General features: G+C 59.1%; 36 protein-coding genes and 1 tRNA gene. 26 read left to right on the plus strand and 11 right to left on the minus strand.

Translation table 11 applies throughout. From position 1 onward, the window contains the following. Window position 1 precedes the first annotated feature (1 nt). The 5 genes from H0O21_RS00510 to H0O21_RS00530 all read left to right on the plus strand — a co-directional run bounded on the left by H0O21_RS00510 (window position 2) and on the right by H0O21_RS00530 (window position 1,544). Window positions 2-145, plus strand: a complete 144-nt coding sequence (locus H0O21_RS00510) for a hypothetical protein (protein WP_161567587.1) — start codon at window positions 2-4, stop codon at window positions 143-145. A gap of 64 nt (window positions 146-209) precedes the next feature. Continuing rightward, window positions 210-476 (plus strand): DUF2470 domain-containing protein, encoded by a 267-nt coding sequence (locus tag H0O21_RS00515; RefSeq protein WP_131457030.1) that lies wholly within the window; start codon window positions 210-212, stop codon window positions 474-476. Window positions 477-643: 167 nt separating this feature from the next. After that, the gene (locus H0O21_RS00520) at window positions 644-784 is read left to right on the plus strand and encodes a hypothetical protein (RefSeq protein WP_185190038.1); all 141 of its coding nucleotides are present in this window, start codon (window positions 644-646) and stop codon (window positions 782-784) included. 443 nt (window positions 785-1,227) lie between these two features. Further along, a tRNA-Phe gene (locus H0O21_RS00525) sits at window positions 1,228-1,300 on the plus strand. A gap of 19 nt (window positions 1,301-1,319) precedes the next feature. After that, entirely contained in the window at window positions 1,320-1,544 is a 225-nt protein-coding gene (locus H0O21_RS00530) for a hypothetical protein (RefSeq protein ID WP_185190039.1), read from the plus strand. Between the two features lie 25 nt (window positions 1,545-1,569). Here H0O21_RS00530 and H0O21_RS00535 read toward each other — a convergent pair whose 3' ends face one another. Then, window positions 1,570-1,929, minus strand: a complete 360-nt coding sequence (locus tag H0O21_RS00535; protein WP_185190040.1) for a hypothetical protein — start codon at window positions 1,927-1,929, stop codon at window positions 1,570-1,572. Between the two features lie 195 nt (window positions 1,930-2,124). Between H0O21_RS00535 and H0O21_RS00540 the strand changes: the two genes are divergently transcribed. The 11 genes from H0O21_RS00540 to H0O21_RS00590 all read left to right on the plus strand — a co-directional run bounded on the left by H0O21_RS00540 (window position 2,125) and on the right by H0O21_RS00590 (window position 10,712). Further along, window positions 2,125-2,721 carry a chromophore lyase CpcT/CpeT gene (locus H0O21_RS00540; protein ID WP_185190041.1) on the plus strand — a complete coding sequence of 199 codons (597 nt, stop codon included), beginning with the start codon at window positions 2,125-2,127 and terminating at the stop codon, window positions 2,719-2,721. Window positions 2,722-2,788: 67 nt separating this feature from the next. Further along, window positions 2,789-3,175, plus strand: coding sequence for a hypothetical protein (locus H0O21_RS00545; RefSeq protein WP_255441056.1), 387 nt, complete (start codon window positions 2,789-2,791; stop codon window positions 3,173-3,175). After that, window positions 3,176-3,766, plus strand: a complete 591-nt coding sequence (locus tag H0O21_RS00550; RefSeq protein WP_185190043.1) for a phycobilisome polypeptide — start codon at window positions 3,176-3,178, stop codon at window positions 3,764-3,766. Between the two features lie 93 nt (window positions 3,767-3,859). Continuing rightward, complete coding sequence (locus H0O21_RS00555) at window positions 3,860-4,618, plus strand: phycobilisome rod-core linker polypeptide (RefSeq protein WP_185190044.1); 759 nt, start codon at window positions 3,860-3,862, stop codon at window positions 4,616-4,618. A 1-nt stretch (window position 4,619) separates the two neighbouring features. Beyond that, window positions 4,620-5,318: a pentapeptide repeat-containing protein gene (locus H0O21_RS00560; protein ID WP_185190045.1), complete on the plus strand. Its 699-nt coding sequence runs from the start codon at window positions 4,620-4,622 to the stop codon at window positions 5,316-5,318. 203 nt (window positions 5,319-5,521) lie between these two features. After that, window positions 5,522-6,406 (plus strand): phycobilisome linker polypeptide, encoded by an 885-nt coding sequence (locus tag H0O21_RS00565; protein WP_185190046.1) that lies wholly within the window; start codon window positions 5,522-5,524, stop codon window positions 6,404-6,406. 114 nt (window positions 6,407-6,520) lie between these two features. After that, window positions 6,521-8,140, plus strand: coding sequence for a phycobilisome rod-core linker polypeptide (locus tag H0O21_RS00570; protein ID WP_185190047.1), 1,620 nt, complete (start codon window positions 6,521-6,523; stop codon window positions 8,138-8,140). Between the two features lie 46 nt (window positions 8,141-8,186). After that, the gene (locus tag H0O21_RS00575) at window positions 8,187-8,927 is read left to right on the plus strand and encodes a phycobilisome rod-core linker polypeptide (RefSeq protein ID WP_185190048.1); all 741 of its coding nucleotides are present in this window, start codon (window positions 8,187-8,189) and stop codon (window positions 8,925-8,927) included. Between the two features lie 294 nt (window positions 8,928-9,221). Further along, window positions 9,222-9,755 carry a phycobiliprotein lyase gene (locus tag H0O21_RS00580; RefSeq protein ID WP_185190049.1) on the plus strand — a complete coding sequence of 178 codons (534 nt, stop codon included), beginning with the start codon at window positions 9,222-9,224 and terminating at the stop codon, window positions 9,753-9,755. A gap of 14 nt (window positions 9,756-9,769) precedes the next feature. After that, complete coding sequence (locus H0O21_RS00585) at window positions 9,770-10,381, plus strand: chromophore lyase CpcT/CpeT (protein WP_185190050.1); 612 nt, start codon at window positions 9,770-9,772, stop codon at window positions 10,379-10,381. A gap of 19 nt (window positions 10,382-10,400) precedes the next feature. Continuing rightward, window positions 10,401-10,712 (plus strand): CpeR family transcriptional regulator, encoded by a 312-nt coding sequence (locus H0O21_RS00590; protein WP_185190051.1) that lies wholly within the window; start codon window positions 10,401-10,403, stop codon window positions 10,710-10,712. Here the strand turns inward: H0O21_RS00590 and H0O21_RS00595 are convergent. Beyond that, complete coding sequence (locus H0O21_RS00595) at window positions 10,702-11,820, minus strand: HEAT repeat domain-containing protein (protein WP_255441057.1); 1,119 nt, start codon at window positions 11,818-11,820, stop codon at window positions 10,702-10,704. The two genes, H0O21_RS00590 and H0O21_RS00595, sit on opposite strands and share 11 nt — an antisense overlap. A 614-nt stretch (window positions 11,821-12,434) precedes the next feature. Then, window positions 12,435-12,860 (minus strand): DUF2656 family protein, encoded by a 426-nt coding sequence (locus H0O21_RS00600; protein WP_185190053.1) that lies wholly within the window; start codon window positions 12,858-12,860, stop codon window positions 12,435-12,437. A 77-nt stretch (window positions 12,861-12,937) separates the two neighbouring features. On the opposite strand from H0O21_RS00600, the gene H0O21_RS00605 reads away from it, so the two are divergent. Next, window positions 12,938-13,834 (plus strand): HEAT repeat domain-containing protein, encoded by an 897-nt coding sequence (locus tag H0O21_RS00605; RefSeq protein WP_185190054.1) that lies wholly within the window; start codon window positions 12,938-12,940, stop codon window positions 13,832-13,834. Here H0O21_RS00605 and H0O21_RS00610 read toward each other — a convergent pair. The 6 genes from H0O21_RS00610 to cpeB (H0O21_RS00630) form a co-directional block, all read right to left on the minus strand. Continuing rightward, window positions 13,822-14,454, minus strand: coding sequence for a HEAT repeat domain-containing protein (locus H0O21_RS00610; RefSeq protein ID WP_185190055.1), 633 nt, complete (start codon window positions 14,452-14,454; stop codon window positions 13,822-13,824). The genes H0O21_RS00605 and H0O21_RS00610 overlap by 13 nt on opposite strands. Window positions 14,455-14,580: 126 nt before the next feature. Continuing rightward, window positions 14,581-15,075 carry a class 1 C-phycoerythrin subunit alpha gene (cpeA, locus tag H0O21_RS00615; RefSeq protein WP_185190056.1) on the minus strand — a complete coding sequence of 165 codons (495 nt, stop codon included), beginning with the start codon at window positions 15,073-15,075 and terminating at the stop codon, window positions 14,581-14,583. A 55-nt stretch (window positions 15,076-15,130) separates the two neighbouring features. Then, complete coding sequence (gene cpeB, locus H0O21_RS00620) at window positions 15,131-15,691, minus strand: class 1 C-phycoerythrin subunit beta (protein WP_185190057.1); 561 nt, start codon at window positions 15,689-15,691, stop codon at window positions 15,131-15,133. A gap of 312 nt (window positions 15,692-16,003) precedes the next feature. After that, window positions 16,004-16,135: a hypothetical protein gene (locus tag H0O21_RS13275; RefSeq protein ID WP_255441058.1), complete on the minus strand. Its 132-nt coding sequence runs from the start codon at window positions 16,133-16,135 to the stop codon at window positions 16,004-16,006. A gap of 110 nt (window positions 16,136-16,245) precedes the next feature. Beyond that, window positions 16,246-16,740 carry a class 1 C-phycoerythrin subunit alpha gene (gene cpeA, locus H0O21_RS00625; protein WP_185190058.1) on the minus strand — a complete coding sequence of 165 codons (495 nt, stop codon included), beginning with the start codon at window positions 16,738-16,740 and terminating at the stop codon, window positions 16,246-16,248. Between the two features lie 55 nt (window positions 16,741-16,795). Then, a complete protein-coding gene (cpeB, locus tag H0O21_RS00630; RefSeq protein WP_185190057.1) occupies window positions 16,796-17,356 on the minus strand; it encodes a class 1 C-phycoerythrin subunit beta in 561 nt (186 codons plus the stop codon). 458 nt (window positions 17,357-17,814) lie between these two features. Here cpeB (H0O21_RS00630) and H0O21_RS00635 point away from each other — a divergent pair, with 458 nt between their 5' ends. The 9 genes from H0O21_RS00635 to H0O21_RS00675 all read left to right on the plus strand — a co-directional run bounded on the left by H0O21_RS00635 (window position 17,815) and on the right by H0O21_RS00675 (window position 23,435). After that, the gene (locus H0O21_RS00635) at window positions 17,815-18,021 is read left to right on the plus strand and encodes a hypothetical protein (RefSeq protein WP_185190059.1); all 207 of its coding nucleotides are present in this window, start codon (window positions 17,815-17,817) and stop codon (window positions 18,019-18,021) included. A gap of 32 nt (window positions 18,022-18,053) precedes the next feature. Beyond that, window positions 18,054-18,659: a phycobiliprotein lyase gene (locus H0O21_RS00640; protein ID WP_255441059.1), complete on the plus strand. Its 606-nt coding sequence runs from the start codon at window positions 18,054-18,056 to the stop codon at window positions 18,657-18,659. Beyond that, a complete protein-coding gene (locus H0O21_RS00645) occupies window positions 18,660-19,367 on the plus strand; it encodes a 15,16-dihydrobiliverdin:ferredoxin oxidoreductase (RefSeq protein ID WP_185190060.1) in 708 nt (235 codons plus the stop codon). It abuts the gene before it with no gap. Then, window positions 19,364-20,143 (plus strand): phycoerythrobilin:ferredoxin oxidoreductase, encoded by a 780-nt coding sequence (locus H0O21_RS00650; RefSeq protein WP_185190061.1) that lies wholly within the window; start codon window positions 19,364-19,366, stop codon window positions 20,141-20,143. Before H0O21_RS00645 ends, H0O21_RS00650 begins: the two co-directional genes overlap by 4 nt. A 167-nt stretch (window positions 20,144-20,310) precedes the next feature. After that, complete coding sequence (locus H0O21_RS00655; protein WP_185190062.1) at window positions 20,311-20,829, plus strand: phycocyanin subunit beta; 519 nt, start codon at window positions 20,311-20,313, stop codon at window positions 20,827-20,829. A 41-nt stretch (window positions 20,830-20,870) separates the two neighbouring features. Further along, entirely contained in the window at window positions 20,871-21,359 is a 489-nt protein-coding gene (gene cpcA / locus H0O21_RS00660; protein WP_185190063.1) for a phycocyanin subunit alpha, read from the plus strand. Window positions 21,360-21,475: 116 nt separating this feature from the next. Next, complete coding sequence (locus H0O21_RS00665) at window positions 21,476-22,306, plus strand: HEAT repeat domain-containing protein (RefSeq protein WP_185190064.1); 831 nt, start codon at window positions 21,476-21,478, stop codon at window positions 22,304-22,306. A gap of 2 nt (window positions 22,307-22,308) precedes the next feature. Continuing rightward, entirely contained in the window at window positions 22,309-22,947 is a 639-nt protein-coding gene (locus tag H0O21_RS00670) for a HEAT repeat domain-containing protein (RefSeq protein ID WP_185190065.1), read from the plus strand. After that, complete coding sequence (locus H0O21_RS00675; RefSeq protein WP_185190066.1) at window positions 22,944-23,435, plus strand: low molecular weight protein-tyrosine-phosphatase; 492 nt, start codon at window positions 22,944-22,946, stop codon at window positions 23,433-23,435. The genes H0O21_RS00670 and H0O21_RS00675 overlap by 4 nt, the downstream gene beginning before the upstream one ends. Before the next feature lies 1 nt (window position 23,436). Here the strand turns inward: H0O21_RS00675 and H0O21_RS00680 are convergent, their stop codons facing one another. After that, a complete protein-coding gene (locus H0O21_RS00680; RefSeq protein WP_370523095.1) occupies window positions 23,437-24,960 on the minus strand; it encodes a bifunctional pantoate--beta-alanine ligase/(d)CMP kinase in 1,524 nt (507 codons plus the stop codon). A 29-nt stretch (window positions 24,961-24,989) separates the two neighbouring features. Continuing rightward, window positions 24,990-25,553, minus strand: a complete 564-nt coding sequence (locus H0O21_RS00685) for a septal ring lytic transglycosylase RlpA family protein (RefSeq protein WP_131456961.1) — start codon at window positions 25,551-25,553, stop codon at window positions 24,990-24,992. Window positions 25,554-25,897 lie beyond the last annotated feature (344 nt).

Raw genomic sequence — 25,897 nt, forward strand, 5'->3', positions numbered from 1 at the left:
GATGGAGAATCCAGTGCGCTTCAAACTGCCGGTGCCTGCCAAAATTCGCGACGTTCTCGCCGTCGGACTCTTCGTGATCCTCGCCGGCTATGTGACATTCAGCGGTTTCCGCCTCGCCCTCCTGCTCTGGCAACGCTTCGGCTGAAGCCAGGCAATCCTCCTGGCCGCCATGTGCCGACAACCGCTCCTCTGTTGATCCCCCACTCCCCATGGCCGCTGATCCCCTCACCCCAAGCGTCAGTGATCGCATCTGCCGGCACATGAATGCAGATCACAGCGAGGCTGTTCTCAGCTACGCCCGCCACTACGGCGGAATCGAGAACCCGCAGAGCGCCACGATGCTGGCCGTGCGATCAGATGCCATGGAGTTGGAGGTGGATGGAGCAACGGTGAAGATTCCGTTTGATCACCAGCTGAGCGACAGCGAGGATGCCCATCGCACCTTGGTGGCCATGCTGAGAGCGATGCAGAATTAGGCCTCAGGGGAATCCTTCACGCAGCGCGACCGCTGCGATGCTCAAGCTGATCAGGCAAAGCTGCCGTGACCTGCTGATTAGACCCAGCTGCCCCATCTGCTCGGCAGAGATCGTCTCCCATCCCAGGGAACAACACCCCTGCCAAGCCTGCTGCCAAGCCCTCGGCCTTGGAGCACACCCTTGCCATGGACGTGATCCTCTGCCGTGGATCGCAGCAGGGCTCTACCAAGGTCGCCTACGCGAGAAGCTTTTGCAGCTCAGGAGCAGCGGCAATCTCCGCCAGCTCCGAGCCCTCAGTGCTGGCCTGAGGGAGCGACTGCCAGCAGAGGCCCTGCTGGTACCAATTCCCAGCTGGAAGCACCGAAGCAGAGCCAACCCACTGCCAGCCCTGATCTGCCAAAGCCTGGAACGCTCAACCAGAGAATTCTTGGAACGAACCTCAGCAGGAATGGGACAACACCACCTGAGGGCAAGACAACGGTTGGACAACCAACGCTCGGCCTTCAAGGCCACAGCACTGGCGACTGAAGTCGCAACCAACACCAAGGCAATCGGAGCGGCGGACCGAATGCCCCCCCTCTGGATCGTGGATGACATCCTCACCACTGGCGCGACGGCCCTCGCGGCGATGACCGCTCTTCAAACAGCCGGCCTAACGGTGCACGGCCTAATCTGTTTGGCCCGAACCCCAAGGAAGCTGCCCAGGTCTGGAACGTCGTGATCTAAGATCTAGCTGTCGCGCAGACGACGCGCCGGGATAGCTCAGTTGGTAGAGCAGGCGACTGAAAATCGCCGTGTCCCCAGTTCAAATCTGGGTCCTGGCATTACGTACGACAAAAGAAAATGGATAAAGTTTTTAATAACGCAGATAGTTTCGCTATGGCTTTTGATGAATCATGGAAACAGCAGTCTAAATCCCAAAGCTTTTTAGGCTTATCAGCGGAAGCTCGAAAGCATTATCTATTTGAGAACTGCATTCAAGATCATCCATTTTTAATCAACAGCCCAAAGGAAGCCAACCAAGTAGCAGACTTCCGAATCAGACTATTAGGGCTTGATCAGCAATAAAGCGATTTCCAATCAACAGAAAGCATTAAGCCGTCATCGAGTCATAGTCGGGATCGTCTATGTAAACAGTTTCCAGAGCACTATCGGCTTCATGCTCTTGGCCATCATCCTCGCGGCTCGACGCTTCAGCAGCCAAATCTTGCTCCCCACTCACCAACGACAATTCAGGCACACCTGAAGTCGCAACAACACCAGTTTCTTCGAGTGCCAACAGCTCTTTGAGATCGCCAAGGCGTCCACCAACGGCATCCAGAAGTTCAGCAAACCCCTCAGACTCCATTGCCAGAGAGACCCCCTTCACCGAGGAATCAACGGCATCGAGACGACGTTCAAGCTCAAGCAGCCTTAAAGCAAGGCCCTCACACACTTGAGTTACCACCTGCATCTGACAGCAAAGCTGTCGCACGAGGCGCTCATCAAGCCCAAGCGAGTCCATGGCTGCCTTAAGGAAGAGCTCTCAAATCGTATCGATTCAAAGAAGACTGTCCAGCACCATCGCGGTGACTGGCAACATGGAATCCCATGGCAGCGTCAGGCTTACGCTTGATCCAGTACCCCGCCTGCCAGCAGCCTTCCGGGAATGACCGCGACCTTAGCTCGACTGACACAGCAACTCAGCGCGAGCTTCAGCAACCAACGCCAAGCCTTCGACAACCCGCCCTTATACGGGAATATTTTGGTGCGGTTTCGCCCCCTGCCCCACTTTGAAACAGCCTCTCTTTTGCTCGAGCAGGCCTACGCAATTGCAGCCAACGAACCGTACAGAATTCGAGTTTTAAGACCAAAAGCCTGTGCTGAACGAGGCTTAGTGATCGAGAACTACGCAATCGCAGACAATCAAAGATTCTGGGGAGCCATCCAAGACCAATCAAAGCGCGAGAAGATTCAGGAAAGTGATCTTCAACTACTTGAAGGTTGCACTTACATCGTGACTGAAACAGACGAGGGCTTTAGCGGAGAGGTTGAACCAGGCTGCAGGTGCATTGTCAAGCGGAAAGGCTTTGAGTCTTACCTCGTGAGCAGCTTTCAGCTCTCCCCCTCATCAATGAGCACCATCGATCGCGGCCATGATCCCAAAACCCATGAACACCTCTGGGGATCAATTGCAGGCCCGTTCATTTTCGAAAAAACAGAAGATTTTTCCGAAGAAATCCCTGAAAAGTGGCTCATGCCATAACCCACCATCACCCCGAATCACACCATTAACAAGCCAATCGAGAGCCATGACATCAATCGAACAACTGATGAACTCAGCTGATCAGAACAGTGAAGTGATTCACACGATTGGAGAACTGCAATTCCGCATTGACCTCAAACCCGACGATCTGAGACTTTGGTCGAAAACCCTTCAAACGCGCAACGAACACTGCAACTTATTGCTTGCCTGCGAGCACGGTGATGGCGCTCTCGATCAAACATCCCTCACTTGGGTCGTTGGCTCGGCAATCCGCTCCTTCAGCATCCAATCAGCCGATGAAGTCACACCCCTGCTCACAAGCCTTGGCGTCGAAGCAGCCTTAAGCGAGAAACTTCCAGAGCTCTGTCCTGGCTTGGGGTTTGATATCACGTGGGCTTTTTACCTTGATCGCAATGGCACCCTCAGCGCATCACCAGTACCATCCGAAGCCTGAATGGACCCTCAACAAGCGATCGGCGGCAAAGAACTTCAAGTTCTGATTGCCAAAGCGAATGTCTGCGGACTGCAACAACACCCCAATCTTCCTGAGTCTTCAAAGCGCATTATTGCCAAGGCCGATCAAGACAAACGGCAATTAACTGAGGTCGAGGTCAACGATCTTTGCTCCACATCAGGAATGAGCGCAACGGTCATTTTATTTGTGATCGAGCACGCCAAGCGCTATGTCGATCAAAGCAAGCAAGTTGTGCTCAAAGCGCATCCATCACTTGTCGAGCCCGGAGGCGCGCTGCATCCAGCCGAACGCGCCCAGGCTTGCTGGAGAGACTGTTGGAACTTTCTTCGCGTCGCCACCTATGCGACGGCAACCGACACTGCCGACTGCACAGATCCTCAGGGCATTGAGGCGGTACGTGCTCTTTACGACCAACTCAGAGTGCCCATGGAAGGGATGTCTATGGCTTTAATCACCCTTTCCAGCCTGATCACGGCCGATATCCAACTACAACACAGTGATCTCAATCGAGAGGCACTGGCCTTCGAAGCAGCTTTCGCACACCTGAACGCGACGCTTCATAAAGGTTAAGCAAACTCCTGATACGTTTCACCGCTTCACGACAGGATTGCTGCAGCAAGGGGCGATGATGGGTCGCCAGTATTTATGCCTAGACAGGAAGCGATGTCGTTACCCCTGCTGTCCTATCCCCTTGAGACCCAGAACTCCCGGGTGAGCAATCTTGCGGGGGACAAGTCAACCGTGAAGGGGAGCCTGCAAGGGTCAGCTGGCGCTGGCAGCGATGGAGCGCGGGGAAGCATCGACGCCTTAATCGAAACCGCCTATCGGCAGATCTTTTTTCATGCCATGCGATCCGACCGCGAGCCATTCCTGGAATCTCAGCTGCGCGCAGGCAACATCACCACCCGGGATTTCATCCGGGGCCTTCTGCTATCGGAACGATTCCAACAGGGTTATTACCAGTGCAATTCCAACTACCGCATGGTGGATCAGGTGGTGGGAAGGGTGCTCGGAAGGCCGGTGCATGGCGACGGCGAGCGCCGCGCCTGGTCGATCGTGATCGGCACCAAGGGATTCGCTGGTTTTGTTGACCAACTCCTCAATACGGAGGAGTACATGCAGGCGTTTGGCTACGACCTGGTGCCCTCTCAACGGTCTCGGGTGCTCCCGGGTCAGGCCCAAGGTGAAATGCCGATCTATCAGGCCTACCCCCGCTACGGCAGCGACTGGCGCGACTCCCTCCAACGCCGTGCCCCCAGCGGCCAAGCCGATGCCATGGCTCCCATGGAAGCTTCGGCAGCTTGGGTGAATGGCCAACCACCGGCATGGGCGCTGAAGGCCTGGCTCGGCATTGCCGTTGTCGGCGGCCTCGAACTCACCCGAGTGCTGCTTACGATCGCGATTTCTATGGTTCGCAACTGACATGTCTGCGTCAGCGACTGCCCTTGCTCTACGCGACTGGTCAGCCCCCGAACTGTGCAAACCCACGCCTGACTCCACCACCACCCCGGTGGACGCACGCGGGGCTGATTGGCGCGGCCTCAGCGTCGGCGCGCTTGATCTACAGAACGGCAATCTCTGCCGGGCCGATCTGCGCGGAACCAACCTCAGCGAGGCCAAACTCGAGGGATGCGATCTGCGGCTCGCCCGCTACGACAGCAAAACCCTGTTTCCTGAGGGCTTCGACGTCCGCAGCTGCGGAGCTGTGGGCCCTGGAGCCAAGCTGAGCGGTGTGTTTCTGAACTGCACCGACCTGCGCGGCATGGATCTGCGTAGAGCGTCGCTGATGGGTGCATATCTGAGCGGCGCCGATCTGAGCGGTGCCCTCCTCGACGGTGTGCGATTTACAGGCTCTGATCTGCGCCACGCAGTTCTGCGCGGAGCCCTCTGCCGAGGTAGTCGTTTCGGAGGCTGTCAGCTCGATTTCGCCGACTTCCGTGCAGCCGACCTCACAGATGCAGGCCTCGAAACAGCCGAATCACTGCAGGGGGCGGATTTCTCAGGCTGCATTGGTCTTCAGCCTCAGATCCCAGCCCTGCTCAGTCGCCCCTACAAAGAGCTCGACTGCTGGAACCCCCTCACCCGAAGCCACACCAGAGACGGCCTGGAGGTAGCTCGATAACAAAGGCATCTCTCTCCAGAAGCACTTGCCAGGGGGCTTCGGCGCGCATTGCAGTGGAAGCAATTACCAAGACGTGGTCGCAGAGCGCCCCAAAAGCGTCATGTCACGCAACATCGAGAAACAATTGATTGAGGTTTATAAAGAACTGAGCCTTGACCATGGCGGGCATCAGATCATGTTGGAGCCGTGCTGTAAAGCTCCCCATGCCCTTCGGACCTGCCTCACTCCTCGGGGTTGAGCGTTTCTCTCAGGAAAGCGAAGCTCCGCTCGAGCTGATCCCTGGGGATGACGACGCCAAGAAAGAACAGATCATCAACGCGGTGTACAAGCAGGTGCTTGGCAACGCCTACGTGATGGAGAGCGAGCGTCAGCTCGTGGCTGAATCCCAGTTCAAGCTCGGTGAAATCAGCGTGCGTGAGTTCGTGCGCATGGTTGCCAAGAGCGAGCTGTACCGCGGCCGTTTCTTCGACACCTGCGCCCGCTACCGCTACATCGAGCTGGCCTTCCGCCACCTGCTGGGACGCGCCCCCGTTGACTTCAACGAAATGCGTGCGCACGCCGAGCGCCTGGACAGCAAGGGCTACGACGCCGACATCGACAGCTTCCTCGATTCGGACGACTACCAGAACACCTTTGGTGAGTGGACGGTGCCCTACCAGCGCGGCTGGAAGACCGAAAGCTGCACCACCATGCAGGAATTCACCTGGAGCTTCCAGCTTCTGCGCGGCAACAGCAGCAGCAGTCTGAAAGGCGATCTTTCCGGCATCACCAGCAAGCTGGGCGGTAACGCCTACCAGAACCGCCCCATGGCGGTGGTTCCCCCCTCCTCCAGCGAAACCCAGGGCTGGAGCTTCCGCCCCTCCAAGAATCTGCAGGACGCCGCCACCCGTCTGGGCAGCGGCGCCAGCGATCAGGGCAAGACCTACCGGGTGGAAGTCACCGGGTACAGCGCCAACAATGTGCGGCGCATCTCCCGCTACACCCGCTCCAACCGGGTGTACTACGTGCCCTTCGACAAGCTCTCCGAGCAGTTCAAGCGCATCCATGCCGAGGGCGGCACGATCGCCAGCATCACCCCCGCGAACTGAGGCACACCCACTGTCTTGCTCCCGCAGCAGAACCTTCCGGCTGGTGAGACCAGCCAAAAGGTTCCGGGAGTAACGCCTGCTTTCCCAAACAAGGCCCTCCAACACCATTCTCCCATGTCTTCCAACAGCTCCAACGCCCTTGGCTTCGGCGCCACCCAACTGATCCCCGGCCCCGTCTCCTACTCCCGCACCCGCACCCCCTCCGGCAGTGCAGCCGTAAGCAACGGCGACTTCCGCAATCAGGGCACCAAGGCTTCGGTCGATTTCTTTGCAGCCGACGACGAAACCGCTTTTGCCGCCACCGTGCGGGCTGCGTACCGCCAAGTGTTTGGCAACGTGCAACCCATGGAGAGCGAGCGTGCCACCAGCGCCGAATCCATGCTCCGCAACGGCGACATCAGTGTGCGCGAGTTCATTCGCACCATCGCCAAGTCTGAGTTTTACCGGTCCCGCTACTTCGAGGCGGTTGGCCCCCACCGTGCTGTTGAGCTGAGCTTCAAGCATCTGCTGGGCCGTGGCCCCGTCAACGAAGCGGAAATCACCGCCCAGGTGACGCTGATGGCCAACGGTGGTTTCGACGCCGCCATCGACGGGATCCTGGATTCCGACGAGTACATCCAAAGCTTCGGGGAAGACACCGTTCCCTACCCGAGCAGCTTCAACAGCCAGGCCGGTCAGCCCCAGGCCAGCTTCAACCGCATCGCCGCCCTCGAGCAGAATTTTGCCGGCAGCGATACGGCCATCGGCAGCCGCAGTCAGCTGCTGAGCAACCTGGCCCAGGGCTACAGCATCCGCATCAACCCGCCGGCTCAGGTGTATCGCAGTGGTTCGTCCGTTGCTGGTGGTTTCTGCGGCAGCGGCAGCGCACGCGGTGTTTTTGCGCCGGTGAAGCGCAGCACCGCTGATGGTGGGGACAGCGCTCCGATGCGTGGAGACCTCTACGTCGGTTTCGGCCTTGGCCAGCGTGTCCAAGAAACCTTCGAACGTTGCGAGGGCGACTCCGCCGATCAGATCAACGCTCTGATCCGCTCCACCTACCGCCAGGTGATGGGCAACCCTCATCTGATGGAAAGCGAGCGCAGCCTCACCGCTGAAAGCAAATTCGCAGAGGGCACCCTCAGCACCCGCGAATTTGTCCGCGCCATCGCCCTTTCTGCTGAATACAGCCGTCGCTTCTTCGAGAGCAACGCCCCCTACCGCTTCGTTGAGCTCAACTTCAAGCACCTGCTCGGACGCGCACCCGTGTCTCAAGCCGAGGTGAGCGAGCACATTCAGCGCCTGGCCAACGAAGGCTACGAAGCTGAGATCAACAGCTACCTCGACGGCAGCGAGTATCAGGAAGCCTTCGGTGAGTACACCATTCCGTTCCAGCGCGTGAGCACCGAGAACGGTCGTTCCCAGGTGGCCTTCAACCGCAACCTGGCGCTGTCCCAGGGTTACGCCTCCAGCGACACCGTTCAAACGAGCTCCACCCTTGTGACCTCGGTTGCGACGAACAGCTCCCCCAACAACTGGAACAGCACCACCCAGCGCATCAACCGCATCGGCGCTGCGTCCGGCACAACCGAGCCCACCGGTAAGCGCTACCGGATCGTGGTTCAAGCCCAGCCGGCTGGTGGCCGTCAGCGCACACCCAATGCCAGCTACCTCGTGTCGGGCAAGGACATGACCTCCCAGTTGGGCTACATCCACCGCCGCGGTGGCCGGATCGTATCGATCACCGAAGTGATCTGATCACTGTTCATCAACCCTCCCCTGCCCTCCGTACCCACGTCGATTAATGACTGAAGCCACTGTGAACACCGCGAATGCCGACCTGCGCCAGGCTGATGCGCAGGCCGTGATCCGTGCGGCTTACCGCCAGGTGTTCGGCAACGCCCACCTGATGGATGAAGAGCGCTGCAGCTCTGCGGAAAGCCTGTACGTGAATGGCGACCTCACCGTTCAGGGCCTGGTCACCGCCTTCGCCCAGTCGGACACCTACCGCCGTCTGTTCCTGGACAAGAACGGCCCCTACCGCTTCGTTGAGCTCAACTTCAAGCACCTCCTGGGTCGCGCCCCCCACAACCAGGCCGAGCTGAGTGAGCACGTTCAGCGCCTCGCCAACGAGGGATACGAAGCTGAAATCAACAGCTACACCTACAGCCACGAGTACCTCGATGCCTTCGGTGTCGACGATGTGCCCGCCATGCGCGGCAACAGCAGCCAACTGGGTCAGAGCAACGTGAGCTACACCCGCTCCGTGGCGATGGACTCCGGCTTCGCAGGCTTTGACGGCAGCACGTCCTCGATCCTGATTTCCAGCATCGGCACCAATGCGGCCCCTGCTGCCGGGCCCAAGACCCCTGGCCCCGGCAACCGGGACAGCAAGCGTTACACCATCACCTGGACCACCGCATCCCCTGTGGGTGTGCGTCGCCGCTCGGTGCAACGCACCTCGGCTCCCTATAGCTCCCTCACCACGAGCATCCAAGCCATTCAGAAGCGTGGTGGTCGCATTCTTTCTATTGCGAACACTTAATCAATCGAGGGCCCTGCCTCGGTCAGGGCTCTTCCTGATGCATCATTGGTCTGGCGGCAGCCCTGCCGCCAGAGATTTTCAAACAATCGGACCACTAAGACAACGCTTGCAACCGATGTCCCCACTCCACCGCCCCAACTCTGATAAGCGCCCCTGCGAGATGGTCAACGCCTCTCCATCCGGCACCAATGTGCCTGTGGCCATGGAGATGATGGTGGAGTCCATGGTGAAGATGATGCAGAGTGCACGCAGCCAAGAATCTTCGGACGCTTCAATTCGGTTCTGAAGTTTCTAATGAATCTCCAATCGTTCGTTGAACGAAGCGAGGGTCAGTGGCGCTCCATGAGGAGTGGTCACTCCCTCGCTTTTCAGCAATTTGAAGAGGTCCTCAGCCAGATCACCATCGAGCGTCTTGATCTTAACGATCAACGGGTGATTGATTTACTCCAATCGGATACGTCGGTTCAGGGAACACCCGAAGCGCCCTTTCGCATGGAGTGGAGTGCTGAAAGCGACTGGGAGCCCGACGATCCCAGTGAAGTATCAGCGGGCTCCTGCGTTCTCGTGCCCTTCCCCGCCAATGAACAGAGTGGTGTGCTGCTGCGGAGTGTCGGCTATGCCGAAGCGGAACAAGCCACATCCACCTACCAGTTCCTGTCCGACGGCACGTTTGTACTGAGTACGAAATACGGCCAGTCGATTGCGGAAGAGCGCATCTGGTTTGTGGCTGAACATGTGCGCTGCCGCTCATCTGTATTACGCACATCAGAAGGCTCGGGTGTGCTGCAGACATCCTTTGCATCCGAAGTCAGGCGTCTCTCGGTTTGACCACCACCAAGACAATGCACCCTTCCCTGGCGTTTGCACGCACCCTTTGTGGGCATTACAGCAACCGCAAACAGGCACAATCTGATCCAAGCAAGTTTGCCCATATCAATATTTTCTTTCTGCCTCTGCCTTGGGCCGTTCTTGAAGCCCCTGGCTTTTATTCGGAACAGAGCTACGACCATGATCCCTGGCGGCCCTACCGCCAAGGCGTTCACCGCCTCCGAGCTGGGAGCGAGGGGATTCACATCGTTGAAAACTACGGGCTAGCAGCACCCGAACGCGTCGCCGGCGCCCCTCAGCACACCTCCCTGCTCGATGCCATCGACGCCCAAAGCCTCAAACCGCGCTGCGGCTGTGCCATGCACTTTCGCAGCGTGCGCGACGGTGCTTATGAAGGATGCGTGGAGCCCGGCAAGGGCTGCATGGTTCCCCGCGACGGCAAGTTGACTTATCTCGTCAGCGAAGTGAATGTTGACCAACAGAGTTGGAGCAGTCGCGACCGAGGCTTCGACCCAGCCACCGATCAAGCGGTCTGGGGCTCTGAACATGGCCTACTCCAATTCGAGCGCGTGGCATCCCTGGCTGACCATCTCACCGACGATTGGCTGAAAGGCCTCAACGACTAATCAGCAGGCACCCCGTCTCATGCCTGCAAGCCCAGCGGAAAAACAATTGCGGACGTGGATCCGATCCCAGCATTTGATCTGCGTTGGCACCGATTTTCTGTTCGAAACAGTCGATCAAGCCCAACTTGATCGGTTCGAACAATCCCTGGAAGCACTTGGAGGGCACATTCGAGAGGTCAAAGCCGTCGGCAATTGGCCCATGGGCCCGAACCGCAGCTTCAAAGTGCTCCGGGCACTGGCCAGTGTTCCAAGACCTGGTGGTGAGAAAATTGTCCAGTACTGGGCAAGTCGCGGCTCAAATCAAACCCGCTACGCAGAGATCAATTCCTGATCATCGCCAAACGAGCCTCCACATACGGATGGGGATCAGGCTGTTGCGCAGGCTGCATGCCCAATTGCTCCATCACCATGGCAGCGGCATAACGACACTCCCAAAATGCCATCTGCTCAGGATCACTCCAATCGCCAAGATGCTCACGACAGCGATCTGGAACCAGTGCTGCCAGAGCCAGCAAAGCTGCTGGCTTTGACTTCATGAACTGGGGTCGCTTGGTTTCAACGGCCTCCAGCAACCATGCTTCAATCTCAACGAACGCATCCTGCGGCCAATGCTGCACAGCAGCAAAAAGGCGAATAAAGAAATAATGGGCACCGTAATCATTATGCGCTTCCTCTTGCCAACGCTGTTTTAGAAGTGGCCACAGCATTAAAGAAGGGCGACTGCGAAGCGTTTGCAGACCTAAATAGCAACGGCTGAAATCAGTTCCAAAGAATTCCTGAACCAGGAAAGCGTCGGCCGGAGGGGCATCATACCGATGCACTAAAACAAGATCATCAGGATTGTCGATGAGAAGACGATCGAGGGTTGCCGTTAACGAAAGCCCTTGAAAAGTCTCCTCAGCATCAGGCCAAAGTGCCGTTAATGCACGCATACGAAACACAGGAGACACAGGCGCCTTCAGCACACTCGGCAACAACTGACCAGCACCACAGTCGATCACATCCTGAATCCCAGCATGTCGATCCATTTGATTCGGAAGGGTCAGGAGATCTTCCAAGGCATCAATCTGATCAAACGTCCCACTCAGCCGAGCGATTGCTGAGCGTGCTGCTCCGCGCACACCCGGGACTTCGTCATCAATCAGCAACTGAATCGCAGGCAATGCCTCGCGCACTGCCAAGCCCGCCAAACTCTGAATCAGCACCCTGCGGTTCTGACCAGGATCCGCCAGAAGAGCCATCATCTGCTGATGGAAATGGTCGTCTTGACAGCTCAACTGTTCAAGCGACCAAGCAGCATTTTCCACCAAATAAGGATCATCACTGCTTAAGCAGGCACCGATCACGGCCTCCGCAGCCGTGACCTTCAATCGACCCAACACTTCGACCGCTTTGCGTCGCGCCAGTTTCTTCGTTTGTTGGTCGCTGCCTTCAGCCACCAACGTGATCAACGCATTGGCAGTGGTCTCACCAGGAAAATTGATCAGATGGGAGGCCGCCATGTAGTAATCACTGGCGGAGTCGAGCTGGTCTTCCGGAAGCGTGAGGATGCGCAGGGCTTCCTCATGGGAGAGGCCGAGATGAATATTGTCGAAACGACTCACAGCACAAATTAGGGCGAATGCCAACGCCCTTCAGACAACTCCCATGACTCTGCAGTGGCACGAGCCCATTCTGCGAGTGCGTTAAACATTTGCGACACCCTGGCCCCACCAGGTGAAGTTTGGCAGGCTGGCCTTGTCAGTCACAACAGAGACATGGGTCCCTGGCAAGAGAACAGCTTCATGGTCACCACCGGCATTGCCGAGGGGGCCCGTTTGAAGGCGCGGCATGGAACCAAGATTCCGCTCTCCCTTTTGAGCCGCCACATGCAGATGGTGGGCCAGCGCCAAATCTCAATCGTTTCAGTCTCTTTGCAGGGAGCAGACGCAGTGAGGTCATTCGCGGCGCACACCCAACCATCCACCCCAGCGGCGCCCAAAGCCAGCAAGTCAGCCAAACAAGAACGCTGGCCCCGTCGCCGCAAAAAGGCGAGCGAATAAGAGTGAGGGGGTCAACCCCTCCGTTCGAACACGCCATCAGCTGGCCGACCTGCTTTCAGGCCTTCCCAGTTGATGGCTTGGAGAAAGGCATCCCCATCGAGAGTTTCCACCACATCCACACCCCAAGCCCCTAGCTGAAGCGGAGAGCCAGGGGCCCCAGCGGTGTCTTTTCGGCCTCCGAGGGCAAGGAGGTGATGCCCCGCATCGTCTCCCCGGGCTGCACGAAACGCACGCCAGGCAGAAACAAGATCATCTGCCACTTCACTAGCACTCCCCTCTGCATCAACGGTCACAAGCCAATGGGGATGGTCGAGTGGTGCTGCCGAGCTGATCCGTTGGCTGTATTGCTTCAAGCCATTCGCCAACTCTTGTGCGCCCAAGGGCGGCAACGATGGGGAGTTGACCTGCAGGTTGTGGGAGAGAACGAAACAGGTCATGGGGTCAACAGTGTGACGAAGACCCTAACTGGGCTCAGTCACCCTCGATAATTCAAAGCTCAGGCACATCAAGGGTGATGAGCGAACACCAGCCCCTGTCCGTTGACGGACAGCCTCAGCAGCTCAACCAAGACGAGGCAACCCAGCTGGCCGAGGAGCTGAAGCAGCAAATCCGTAATGGAGTCATCCCAGCCGGAGACAGCGACAGCATCGAACGGATGGTGGCCGGGCTTGGCGACCCACGCGGCCTGATGCGACTGACCTTCGCCGAAAGTCTTGGCGTGGTGGGCAAGGCAGCTGTGCCATCGCTCTGTCGTGCCCTCTCCGAGCACGACAGTGTCACCGTGCGCCGTGCCGCCGCCAAAACCCTCACGCTGATCGAAGACCCCCGCGCTCTGCCTGTACTGCTCAAAGCCCTGCTCAATGACCCTGATCCCGTGGTGCAGGGATCCGCCGTGGGCGCCATGGCAGCAGTGGGAGCAGAAGCCATTGATGGCCTGCTCGAGGTGCTGATCAACCCCAACAGCACCGCGATGCAGTTGGGTCTTGCCAGCTGGGGGCTGGCCTTTGTTGGTGCCAGGGCACCAGAAGCTCTGCGAAACGCAGCCACTTCAGACCATGCCGAAATCCGCTGCGCCGCGATCGCCGCTTTAGGCGATCAGATCCAAAGCCTCGATGACAGCGAAGCCAGGGGCCTGGTGGAGCAGGGGCTCAAGGATTCAGATCGCGATGTGCGCGCTGAGGCGGCAACGCTGCTCGGCAAACTCCACAACCCAGCCTGGGCAGCACCGTTGCTCGAGCCGATGCTGAACGACCCGGAAGGCCAGGTTCGAAAAAATGCGGCCCTGTCTCTGATGAAGCTTCAGGCCACTGCCTCAAGGCCAGCACTGGACGTTCGTTTGAGCCAAGAAGACCAAACGGATGTCCAAGCCGTTCTGAAATTGGCCATCAATCAACTCGATCAGGCCGGTTGACGGGCCTTGAGATCTTTGACCCTCAACACAGCAGACGCCAACGTCTCCCTCACATAGTCGTCAAGATCGTCGAGAGCCAGCAGGGCATCAAAGCCTTCCTCCACTGAGGGGTCATTGATCTCAGCCAATGCGTTCACTGCGGCAACCGCCTGAGCAGGGTTATCGCCACGACTCACCTCAAGCAGGAGAGAAACCGCCTGTTCCCCGACCTGCCCCAAAGCCATCACGGACGCCACAGCAACCACAGGGGAGGGATCCGCGAGGCCTGCCTGGAGCACCTCCATGGCAGCTGCTGAAAAGGGAAGTCCTGGATAGTTCGAGGCCAACTGGGCATAGGCCTTCACGCAACTTGCCCTCACCGTTCCATCCTCACTGGAGCGAAAGCAATCAGCGATGGGCTGCATCGCCACCTCACCAAAGGCACCCAAGCCACGCACTGAAGCGCGACGCAGGGAAACATCGGGTTGATCGAGCAAGGCGATCAAGCGCGGCATCGCTTCTTGTTGCCAGTGCTGGGCCATGGCCGTAAAGGCCTGGGTCTGGATGTATGGATTGGGGTGAGCCAAATCACTGAAGAGCTGATCCAGGTCTGGGATCGCTGCGTTTTCAGCTGCAGTCACACAAAATCTTCAGCGTCGCTGAGACCCTAAAACGGCCAACAACGTCTTGAAAGCAAGGCAGTGAAACTTCAACAAGGCACAAAAAAAGGGGGCCCGCAGGGCCCCCTTCTTCACCAATGACGCGACTCAGGAGAGGGCGTTGATGGCGTAGTCGAGGTAAGCCTTGAACTCGTTCAGAGCCTGGGGGCTCATGTCGCGAGGTGCGCAAGCGCGGTCGCGGGTGTAGGTCAGAGCTTCCACGTAGGGAGCGGTAGGCAGACGCAGGGTGCGATACACCTCACGAGCGCCGGCAATGCCCCACTCGTCCAGAGGACCGGTGCCGCCCACAACCAGGCAGTAGTTGATCAGGCGCAGGTAGTGGCCCAGATCGCGGTAGCACTTGTCCACCTTGGTCTGGTTCTCACCAGCCTCACCGGGCTGCTTGAGGTAGGGGTACTTGTTGAAGCAGGCATCGCCAGCTTCCTTGGTGACGGCGTCCAGACCAGCAGCCAGCTTCTCAGCGGCTTCCAGGCGGGCAGCGGCACGTTGGATGTTGCCCTGAACGGCCTCGAGGTCGTTCTGGGTGGGGAAGCGACCAGCTGCGTCAGCGGCGGTCACAACGGTGGTTGCAACGGATTTCATTTTGAGATCCTTAGTGGAAGTGTGCTTTGGGAAAAGAGAGCTATCGCTCGCTGATTCAGCTGAGGGCGCTGATCACGCGGTCGAAGTAGGAAGCAGCTTCTGCAACCAGAGCAGAGCAGTCACCCTGGACGGTTTCCATCTTGCGGAAACGGGTCTCGACAGGGTTGGTGCCGGTGGTGTTGGTCTCGTTGATGTGAGCCGTGGAAGAAGCCTTCATGATGGCCACAGCGCGAGCTGCAGACTGCAGGGGCACACCCAGAGCCACGTAGGTCTCCTTCAGACCGTTCAGGCAGCGGTCGTTGAGCACGGAAGCATCGCCAGCCAGCAGGGCGTAGGAGATGTAACGCAGAACGATCTCACCGTCGCGCAGGCAAGCAGCCATGCGGCGGTTGGGGTAGCAGTTACCGCCAGCCTGGATCAGACCGGTGTTCTCGCAGATCATGCCGGTCACAGCATCAGACACGATGCAGGAGGCGTTGGAGGTGATGGCGTTCACAGCATCAAGACGCTTGTTGCCTTCGGCAACGAAGCCCTTGAGAGCAGCCAGTTCACCGCCACCAATAGGAGCGGTTTTAGCGTCGGCGCTAACGACGGCGCGGGAGAATGCGTCGAGCATAGGAAAGCAGGACTGTTAAGGGGGCTTATACGGCCGCCAATCCAGCAGTCAAAGAATCACGGAGACTCTCTGGCCATTGGCTCCCGTGCACTACACCCAGGAGACTTGGTGGCTAGGTGCTTGAGCCCGAAGGCTTAAGCGCGGAACGAAACTAATATCGACTCATCTCCCAATTCGCGAACCCTTACGAATAAGCAAAGGTTCGTCATACGCTCTCAGAAAAGTCAAGATGCATTGCAGCAGAATGACTTTCAGATGATGTAACGCTAGGAACATCCGGTTCATGTCGCCGCGATTCAGCAGGACAGAACGTCACAAGCGATCGATTTCTGAGAACGGCCAGAACAACCACCAAGTCAAACAACCCTCGAGGAAGCGATCGTTCACGCCGCCCAGGCAACCGAACCAGCTCTGCGACGGATCCAGACCATGGATTAACGCCATGAGGCCACTGCAACACCATGGCACTGGTTAGGCAAAACGAAGCCCAAGCCGCCTTGAACAAGACAAAAAAAGGGGGCCCGCAGGGCCCCCTTCTTCACCAATGACGCGACTCAGGAGAGGGCGTTGATGGCGTAGTCGAGGTAAGCCTTGAACTCGTTCAGAGCCTGGGGGCTCATGTCGCGAGGTGCGCAAGCGCGGTCGCGGGTGTAGGTCAGAGCTTCCACGTAGGGAGCGGTAGGCAGACGCAGGGTGCGATACACCTCACGAGCGCCGGCAATGCCCCACTCGTCCAGAGGACCGGTGCCGCCCACAACCAGGCAGTAGTTGATCAGGCGCAGGTAGTGGCCCAGATCGCGGTAGCACTTGTCCACCTTGGTCTGGTTCTCACCAGCCTCACCGGGCTGCTTGAGGTAGGGGTACTTGTTGAAGCAGGCATTGCCAGCTTCCTTGGTGACGGCGTCCAGACCAGCAGCCAGCTTCTCAGCGGCTTCCAGGCGGGCAGCGGCACGTTGGATGTTGCCCTGAACGGCCTCGAGGTCGTTCTGGGTGGGGAAGCGACCAGCTGCGTCAGCGGCGGTCACAACGGTGGTTGCAACGGATTTCATTTTGAGATCCTTAGTGGAAGTGTGCTTTGGGAAAAGAGAGCTATCGCTCGCTGATTCAGCTGAGGGCGCTGATCACGCGGTCGAAGTAGGAAGCAGCTTCTGCAACCAGAGCAGAGCAGTCACCCTGGACGGTTTCCATCTTGCGGAAACGGGTCTCGACAGGGTTGGTGCCGGTGGTGTTGGTCTCGTTGATGTGAGCCGTGGAAGAAGCCTTCATGATGGCCACAGCGCGAGCTGCAGACTGCAGGGGCACACCCAGAGCCACGTAGGTCTCCTTCAGACCGTTCAGGCAGCGGTCGTTGAGCACGGAAGCATCGCCAGCCAGCAGGGCGTAGGAGATGTAACGCAGAACGATCTCACCGTCGCGCAGGCAAGCAGCCATGCGGCGGTTGGGGTAGCAGTTACCGCCAGCCTGGATCAGACCGGTGTTCTCGCAGATCATGCCGGTCACAGCATCAGACACGATGCAGGAGGCGTTGGAGGTGATGGCGTTCACAGCATCAAGACGCTTGTTGCCTTCGGCAACGAAGCCCTTGAGAGCAGCCAGTTCACCGCCACCAATAGGAGCGGTTTTAGCGTCGGCGCTAACGACGGCGCGGGAGAATGCGTCGAGCATAGGGAGGGGCAAGACTTCGGGGTGATCCACCGAGCCCTTCAACCGGAGCTGAAGGTGTCAGACGCAAGGCGTTGGGCGCAATGCTCAAGACCCGGACTGATGGAGCCGGCGTACGAGTGGCAGACAAGCTACCGCTCCAGGGGAAGGTAGGTGTTTTTCATGGGTAGCTTCCCGGAGGCCTCGGATGACGCAAAGGTTCGTCATCCGCCAACCCGATCAAGCCAAAACCTTTCCAGCGCATGGGACTAAGGCAGAATTTCGCCCCCCACAAGGCCCCATCCATGCGATCTCTACAGGTTCTCTCAAGATTCCACGCAACGGTCTGAGCAACCTCATTCCCCCAGCGGTCTTGAGCGACAGTATTAATAAGGTCATCAAGAACATGACGGAGCCAGACCCAGCGCCATGGCAGCCAGGTTCTTCGTTCTAGGGTCGCCGCACTTGGATCTCTCCTGCCCGTGACGGACGTCTCCACGCAAGAGCTCGACGAGTCGATCGAACAGCTCACTGCTTATCGCGACAGGCTCCGGAGCGACGTGGTCGCAATGGGGCAGAAGTTGAAATTGCCTCAAAAAAAGATCGAAGGAACGTTGAGCGATCACCCCGAGCTGCAACGCATCGAAGCAGTTCTCAACCAGCTGATCACTGAACGCAGCAAGCGCTGAGCGCTCGCCACGACCTTCTGAGGCCCTCTCCGATGCTCACCACAGCGATGACGATGGAGGCGTTCCTCCAAGCCAGCCGCGGCACTTGGATGACCCGTCGCGCCGTCCATCACCTCGACCACCAAGACGATGAGTTCGCCGATTCCAATCTGATCATCGAGCCCTTCAGCCGCTCAGACTCAGCTGTGGAATCGATCTGCACCAACCTGGGCATCGACCCATCCGAAGCCAATGGCGGCGCCCGGTTTTGGTGGGAAAGCAATCTCAAACAGAGCAGCCGCAGCGATGACAACGCTGCTGTTCTGATCGATGTGCCATCGACGGAAGCACCGCATCGAGGCTTCCTTCTGCGTGACAAAGGCTACGTGGAAAAGCAATCGGTGATTAGCACTTACACCTTCGCCGAGGATGGCGTGCTCACGATCACAACCCGCTACGACACCAATGTGGGAATCGAGCGGTGTTGGTTCGTGACCGACAACCTGCGAATGCGGGTGAGTTCTGTGCAATGTCTCGACGGGGTCTCCATGACGACCTACTGCACCGAATTCCGCTGCCCCAGCGACAGCGATCTTGAACAACTGCGCCAGCAGGCTTTGGCCCTGGAGCATGACCTCAATCAGGCGGGGGCCATCTGAATGTTTGACCCCTTCCTCAAAGAACTCCATGCAGGGATCGAATCCCGGGGAGGTCGTCTCGCAACTGTTCCCGAAGGCCTGGAACAGAAGAGATCCGACAAACAGAACAGTGAGATCCGCAGCTGGCTGTGGGATGTGCCGGGGTTCCGCCGCTGGCGCGTCACCCGCCTCGATGCAGGCGACAGCCTCCAGGTGCTCAATTCGGTCGCCTACCCGGCTGAAACGTTTGATCACCCATTACTAGGCATCGACCTGCTCTGGTTCGGAGCCCGTCAGAAGCTGGTGGCCGTTCTCGACTTTCAGCCGCTGTCGCAGGATCCCAGCTACTTCGAGCGCCACTACAGCGGCCTCAAAAACCTGCACGCGCAGTTCCCCGATCTGAGCGGCGAAGAGACCATGCGCTCCTTCGACCCCAATCAATACTTCTCGCCCTGGCTGTTGTTTTGCCGCGGTGGTGCCGATCAGGCACAAAGTTCCCTGCCCAAAGCCTTCACGCCATTTCTGGCGGCCTATTGGCAGCTGCATGACCAAGCCGCACAAGCAAAAAGCCCGATGACGAGCGAAGACGTCATCAATCTGCAAAAGGCTTACGACGTCTACAGCGCCGAACGGGATCCAGCCCACGGCCTATTCACCAGCCATTACGGCAAGGAGTGGTCAGACCGCTTTCTCCACGAGTTTCTCTTCCCCGCAAGCCAGAGCGCATGACTCCCTCTCCTCGTCACAGCAGCCTCGATCCCGTTCAGATCGAAGGGTGGCGCTGGCAACCCTTTCTCGACAATGCCGTCGGCAAACTTCAGCCGTTCGATCCTCAGCCCTACGACGTGCCCGACACGTTTTTGCTGAAGCAAGGCAGCACGGGCTCGAAGGCGCGACCAGTTCCCGTCACCACGGCCACCTGGGCATGCAGCACAGCCAAGCTGCGCCAGGTGCGATCGGCTTGCGTGGAAGCGGGAGCGGCCGCCTCCGTGCTGAATTTTGTGATCAATCCCAGCTGCCGCTACGACTTGCCCTTTTTCGGTGCCGATCTGGTGACCTTGCCCAACGGTCACCTCCTGGCCCTGGATCTTCAACCAGTCGACAAGAGCGATCCAGAACACACCGAGCCGGTCTGGGAGCGACTCATGCCCATCTTCGAACGCTGGCGCCAGGAACTCCCTGATGGAGGACCGATCCCCGAAGAAGCGCAGCCTTTCTTTTCTCCAGCATTTCTATGGACGCGCCTTCCGCTTGGCGCAGAAGGCGACCGATTGATCGAGACGGTGATCCGCTCTGCTTATCAGGAGTATCTCGAGCTCTATCTCAACTTGGTTGACGAAGCCAAACCGGTGAGCGATGCCAGAGCGGCAAGCCTGCTGGCCGGCCAGCATCGCTACACGACCTATAGGGCGGAAAAAGACCCAGCACGGGGCATGCTGACGCGCTTTTACGGCGCCGACTGGACGGAGGCTTACATCCACGACGTGCTCTTCGACCTGCGATGAGCCTCGACTTCCTTGTGACTGCAAGCGGAGTTAAGCATTATGAACAGCCTTCGGGGTCCCTTGGCTGACTTCGCGAGAATCACTGGCGACGGGACGCGAGAGCCTCCCGGCTTTCTCCCCATCCCTGTCTGAAGTTTTCTCCAGACCTCGCCTACAGGAGTTCCAACATGTTCGACGCCTTCGCCAAGGTTGTCGCCCAGGCTGATGCCCGGGGCCAGTTCATCAACGCCAGCGAGATCGACGCCCTGGCCGCCATGGTGTCCGACAGCAACAAGCGTCTGGATGCTGTGAACCGCATCACCAGCAACGCTTCCACCATCGTTGCTAACGCCGCTCGCGCCCTGTTCGCTCAGCAGCCTGCGCTGATCGCCCCCGGCGGTAACGCTTACACCTCCCGCCGCATGGCTGCTTGCCTGCGCGACATGGAGATCATCCTGCGTTACGTCACCTACTCGATCTTCACCGGCGACGCTTCCGTGATGGAAGACCGCTGCCTCAACGGTCTGCGCGAGACCTACCTGGCCCTCGGCACCCCCGGTGCTTCCGTGGCTGCTGGCGTGAACCTGATGAAGGAAGCCGCCATCTCCATCGCCAACGACAAGGCCGGCATCACCCAGGGTGATTGCACCGCGCTGATGAGCGAAATCGGCACCTACTTCGACCGCGCTGCTGCTGCTGTCGCCTGATTGCGACGCCGTTCAGTCGTTAACAACCTTTTTCACCTCCAATGAAAACTCCCCTCACCGAAGCGGTCTCCTCAGCTGACTCCCAGGGTCGCTTCCTCAGCAACACCGAAATCCAAGGTGCTTTCGGTCGTTTCAACCGAGCCAAAGCTGGCCTTGAGGCTGCCAAAGCTCTGACCACCAAGGCCGACACCCTGGTGAACGGTGCTGCCCAAGCTGTGTACAGCAAGTTCCCCTACACCACCCAGATGCAGGGCGCCAACTTCGCTGCCACTCCCGAAGGCAAGGCCAAGTGCTCCCGCGACATCGGCTACTACCTGCGCATGGTCACCTACTGCCTCGTGGCAGGCGGCACCGGCCCCATGGATGACTATCTGATCGCCGGTCTCGACGAGATCAACCGCACCTTCGAGCTCTCCCCCTCCTGGTATGTGGAAGCGCTGAACTACATCAAGGCCAACCACGGTCTGTCTGGTGAGGCTGCCACCGAAGCCAACAACTACTTCGACTACGCCATCAACGCTCTGATCTGATTTCCGTCAGTCATTGCATCACGATCGTTGTCGATCTCTTTCAGGCCTCCCAGTGGGAGGCCTTTTTATTGGCCTGGTGATGGCAGCATCGGGACCCACTCTCCTGCGCGGAAGCTATGCAGTCAGGCCCGGAAGGATCACAGGCCTGGAATGGGGATCCGATCGATGAAGCAGAAGCCCTGCGGCGCCTGCAACTCAGTGACGATCCTTCGGCGCAGTACTACGCCGCCTGGTGGCTAGGTCGCAGCCGCACGCAACATCCCCAGGCTGTTCCCTTACTGCGCAACGCCCTGCAACAACGTCGGGCCCGCCAACTCGGCGATGAGGTGGAAGAAAATGCCGTTGCCCGTAATGCAGCCCGTGCCCTGGGCAAGCTCGGTGCCATCGCCAACCCTGCCATCCCCGATCTGCTCGCAACACTGAACGATGACGACCATGGTCTGCGGGAAGCCGCGGCTCGGTCGCTCGGCCAGTTGAAAGCTGAAGCGGCGGTGCCCTTACTGCTCGCTCGCTTGGCCAGTGGACCTGACGTCGCCGGCGCCCGGGAGGAGGGCACGCCACGGATGAAAGAACCCTGTGACGCTCTTCTGGAAGCACTGGGAGACATCGGCATTGGCAACGACGCCGTGCTGACCACTCTGAAATCCTTTCTGCACCACGAACGGCCCGTCGTGCGGAGTTCCGCCTGCAGGGCGTTGCTGCAACTCACCGACGATCCTCAATGGGGAGAAGCGATGGTGGAGTTGCTTCAACACGACCAACTTCAAGTGCGCCGGGCGGCCCTGATGGACCTTGGAGCAACGGGTTGGAGGCCAGCCCTGACCGCCATCAGCAACACCCTCGCCGAAAACAGCCTCAAGCTGATCGCCCTACGAGGGATTGCCGAAACCGCCGTTGATAAGGCAGTCGATGAAGCCGTGCTCGACGCCATGGACGCCCTGCTCTGATCATGACTCTCCCCACCCCCATCGCTGCGCTGATCGAGGCGGTCGACCGCGCTGACACCGCCGACGGCTTGCTTGAAGCTACACAGGCCCTTGCTGCCACGGGCCATCCCGCCGGTGCCCGCTGCCTGCTCGAAATTCTGGGCTTCAACAACCCAGGTGCTGCCGTCGCCGCCGTCGATGGCTTGATCGCGATCGGAGAACCGGTCGTCGAAACGATTCTCGACAACCTCGACGGCCACAACTACGGCGCCAGGGCCTGGTCGGTGCGGGCGCTCGCAGGGATAGCCGACCGCCGCGGCCTGCCTGTGCTGGAACGGGCCCTGGCGGCAGACATCGGACCCAGTGTGCGCAGAGCCGCTGCTTGTGGCCTAGGCAATCTGCAACTCACCGATCCAAACCATGCCGAGGCAGAGCGGGAACGCTGCCTTCAAGGCCTGATCCAGGCGACAGACGATGGCGAGTGGATCGTGCGTTACGCCGTGGCTGTTGGCCTCGAACGTCGCCTGCGCGAAACCAGCTGCAACCCGATGCAGCGGCAGCAAGGAGAGAACGCCCTGCGCAAACTGCTGGGTGAGGGGGAAGATGTGAAGGTGGTGCGCTCCAGGGCTCGCCTCGCACTCCAACGCCTTTCGAACGGATGACTCAGAAGCTGCTGTTTGTCTGTCTCGGCAATATCTGCCGGTCACCAGCCGCCGAAGGGGTGTTCCTCCATCTGATAGCACAACACGGCCTGTCCGACAACTTTGTGGTGGATTCGGCCGGCACTGGCGGCTGGCATGTGGGGCAACCTGCCGACCAACGCATGCAGGCCGCCGCGAACCGAAGGGGCATCCATCTACCCAGCCGGGCACGCCAACTCGCCATGGGCGATCTCACAAGCTTTGATCTGATCCTGACCATGGATCAGGACAATCTGGATGCCGTGCAGAGCCTGAGCAGAGAAGCCGGGGGGCGATCTACGGCAACAATCCAGCCGATGCTCGGCTATGCCCGTCGTCATCAGACCAGGGACGTACCCGATCCTTACTACGGGGGTGAAGCTGGTTTCGAGCATGTGCTCGATCTTCTAGAGGATGCCTGCGAGGGGCTGCTCGAAACGCTGACCAACCCGGCGAAGCATCCAGAGTGATTCATCCCTGGCCGGCTGGGTTCGGCCAGGCCTCCTCGGCCACCCGGAACCGGAACAGATCCACGAGGGCTTCGATCACCTCGTCGATGCTCATGCCGTCGGTGATCAGTTCCGTCGCGTCCACCGCCTGCACCAACGGCGCCACGTCACGGGTACTGTCCATCCGATCCCGTTCAACGATCTGGGCTTCAAGCACTGCCAGATCGGGGACCGCATGGCCTCGGGCCTCCAGATCCTTGGCCCGACGGCGAGCCCGCTCCTCCGGTGTGGCCGTCAGGAAGACCTTGAGCTCGGCATCGGGGAACACAGCCGTGCCGATGTCACGCCCTTCCGCCACCAAGCCACCTTGCTCACCCAAGCGCTTTTGTTGTCGCGTCAGTAGCTCTCTCACACAGGCATGGGCAGCCACAAGCGAAACGGAAGCGGTCACCCGCGGGTCTCGAATCGCGTCGGTGACGTTTTCTCCATTCACCCGTACCGTCTGAATGCCATCACGCAGTGGCTCCAGCTCAATCTCAAGATTGGTGAGAAGCTGCTCAACTGCATGGGCATCGGCCGGATCAGCACCCTTTTGCTGCACCCACCAGGTGACGGCCCGATACATGGCGCCGGTATCGAGGTAGAGCAGACCCATACGCTCAGCGAAAGCACGGGTCACAGTGCTCTTGCCGGCACCGGCGGGGCCGTCGATGGCAACGATGGGCGAACGAGTCATCAGAAACACGTGATCGATCAGACGGGTCTGGCCGCAGCGAACAGCCGCAGCCAACAGGCGTAGGGCCTGATCGGGCCGAGCCGGCTGAAGGGAGATCGGATCCAGGACATCTACATACTCCACCGCCAGGCCGGTGGCGCCGAGGGCACCTGACAGCTGAACTGGATCCACGGCGGTCCCCCGATCCCGAAACTGCTGAGCACAGGCCTGAAGCAGAGCTGGAAACTGAGCAGCGAGTACCCGTTCTGAAGCCGTGAGATAGGCGTTACGAGAACTGCAAGCAAGCCCATCTGGATCGCGCACGGTTGCACAACCACTGATCCGCGTCGGCAAACCGAGATCGGCGATCAGATGGCGAAGAATCGTGAGCTGTTGCCAATCCTTCTCCCCCAGCACAAGCCAGTCGGGCCTGGTTAAGGCCAAAAGGCGACAGACCACGGTCGCGACACCATCGAAATGACCGGGGCGGTGGGCTCCGCACAATCGGTTCTGTAGCGATTCGGGCACCTGAAGACGGAAGGCCTCCTGCGCACCCCCGGGATAAATCTGCCCATCATCAGGACACCAAAGGGCTGTGGCACCTGCTTCAGCTGCCAGCTGAAGATCAGCCTGGAGAGTCCTTGGATACTGAGCAAAGTCTTCACCCACTCCAAATTGCAGTGGGTTGACATAGACACTCACCAAAACCGAGCGAGGGCCTGATCCGAGCGTGCGGGCCCTCTGGATCAGCTGGGCATGCCCCTGATGCAGAGACCCCATGGTCGGCACGAAGTGAACAGGCTCAGACCTGCCTGCACGCCATCGCTGCAGATCGCCAAGAGTCCTGAGGACAGGGAGACTCAGCGCAGCACCTCAAGCTTGACCTTGGCCACGCCGCTAGCAATCAAACCCAGCTGATTGGCAGCGCCATGGGCGAGATCAATCACCCGAGCGCCGTGGAACGGACCTCGATCATTGATTCTCACCACGGTGGAACGGCCGTTCCAGAGATTCGTGACGCGAACGCGAGTGCCGAAAGGAAGGGTGCGATGGGCTGCGGTCATCGTTCCCGGCCGAAACACTTCACCATTGGCGGTGCGATTGCCGAAGAACCCCGGGCCATACCAGCTGGCTTCGCCGGTGCTTACAGAGACGACTGCTGGCGCTGGAGGGACAGGAGGCTGTGCCTTGACCGGTGCAGGAGCTGGCTCGGAAGGCAGCTCTTGAGCAGCACTGGCAGGCTCCGATAACTCGTTCGAGACGGGAGTCTCTGAAGCCGTTCCATCTGGCAGGGGCTGATTCAGGACCAGATCAAGGGCATCCCTCACAGGATCGGCCTCAAGATCACGAGCCAAGACCGGCAGAAGCGCTGCGCTACCTGAAATCACTCCAGAGAGAAGCAGCAAGACGAAAGAAGGACGCATGCCAGGCGGCTGGCGCAATGTCGTGACGACAAAGGGGAGAAAAGTTCACCCCAGTTACGCGAGCCTCAGCAAACAAAGAACGATCAGAACGTAAGGAGAACCACCAACTGGGCGACACCCCCTCCGCTAGGCCTTAAGAGCGACCAGCCCCAGAGACCCCATACCAAGACTCCTGCCCCTCACAGAGGAAAACGACCGCCCAAACCAAAACAACCGATGAGCTGAGCTTTTGACTGGTATAAGCCAGGCTCATGCCCTAGGGGACAGTGAGTCGACCGCCCCCGGAACGTCGAGGAGAGAGGATCGGAACAGATGGGCGGCGGGGACTGACCTCGCAGAAGCAT

The sequence above is a fragment of the Synechococcus sp. HK01-R genome (genome assembly GCF_014217855.1).
Lineage (GTDB): Bacteria > Cyanobacteriota > Cyanobacteriia > PCC-6307 > Cyanobiaceae > Synechococcus_C.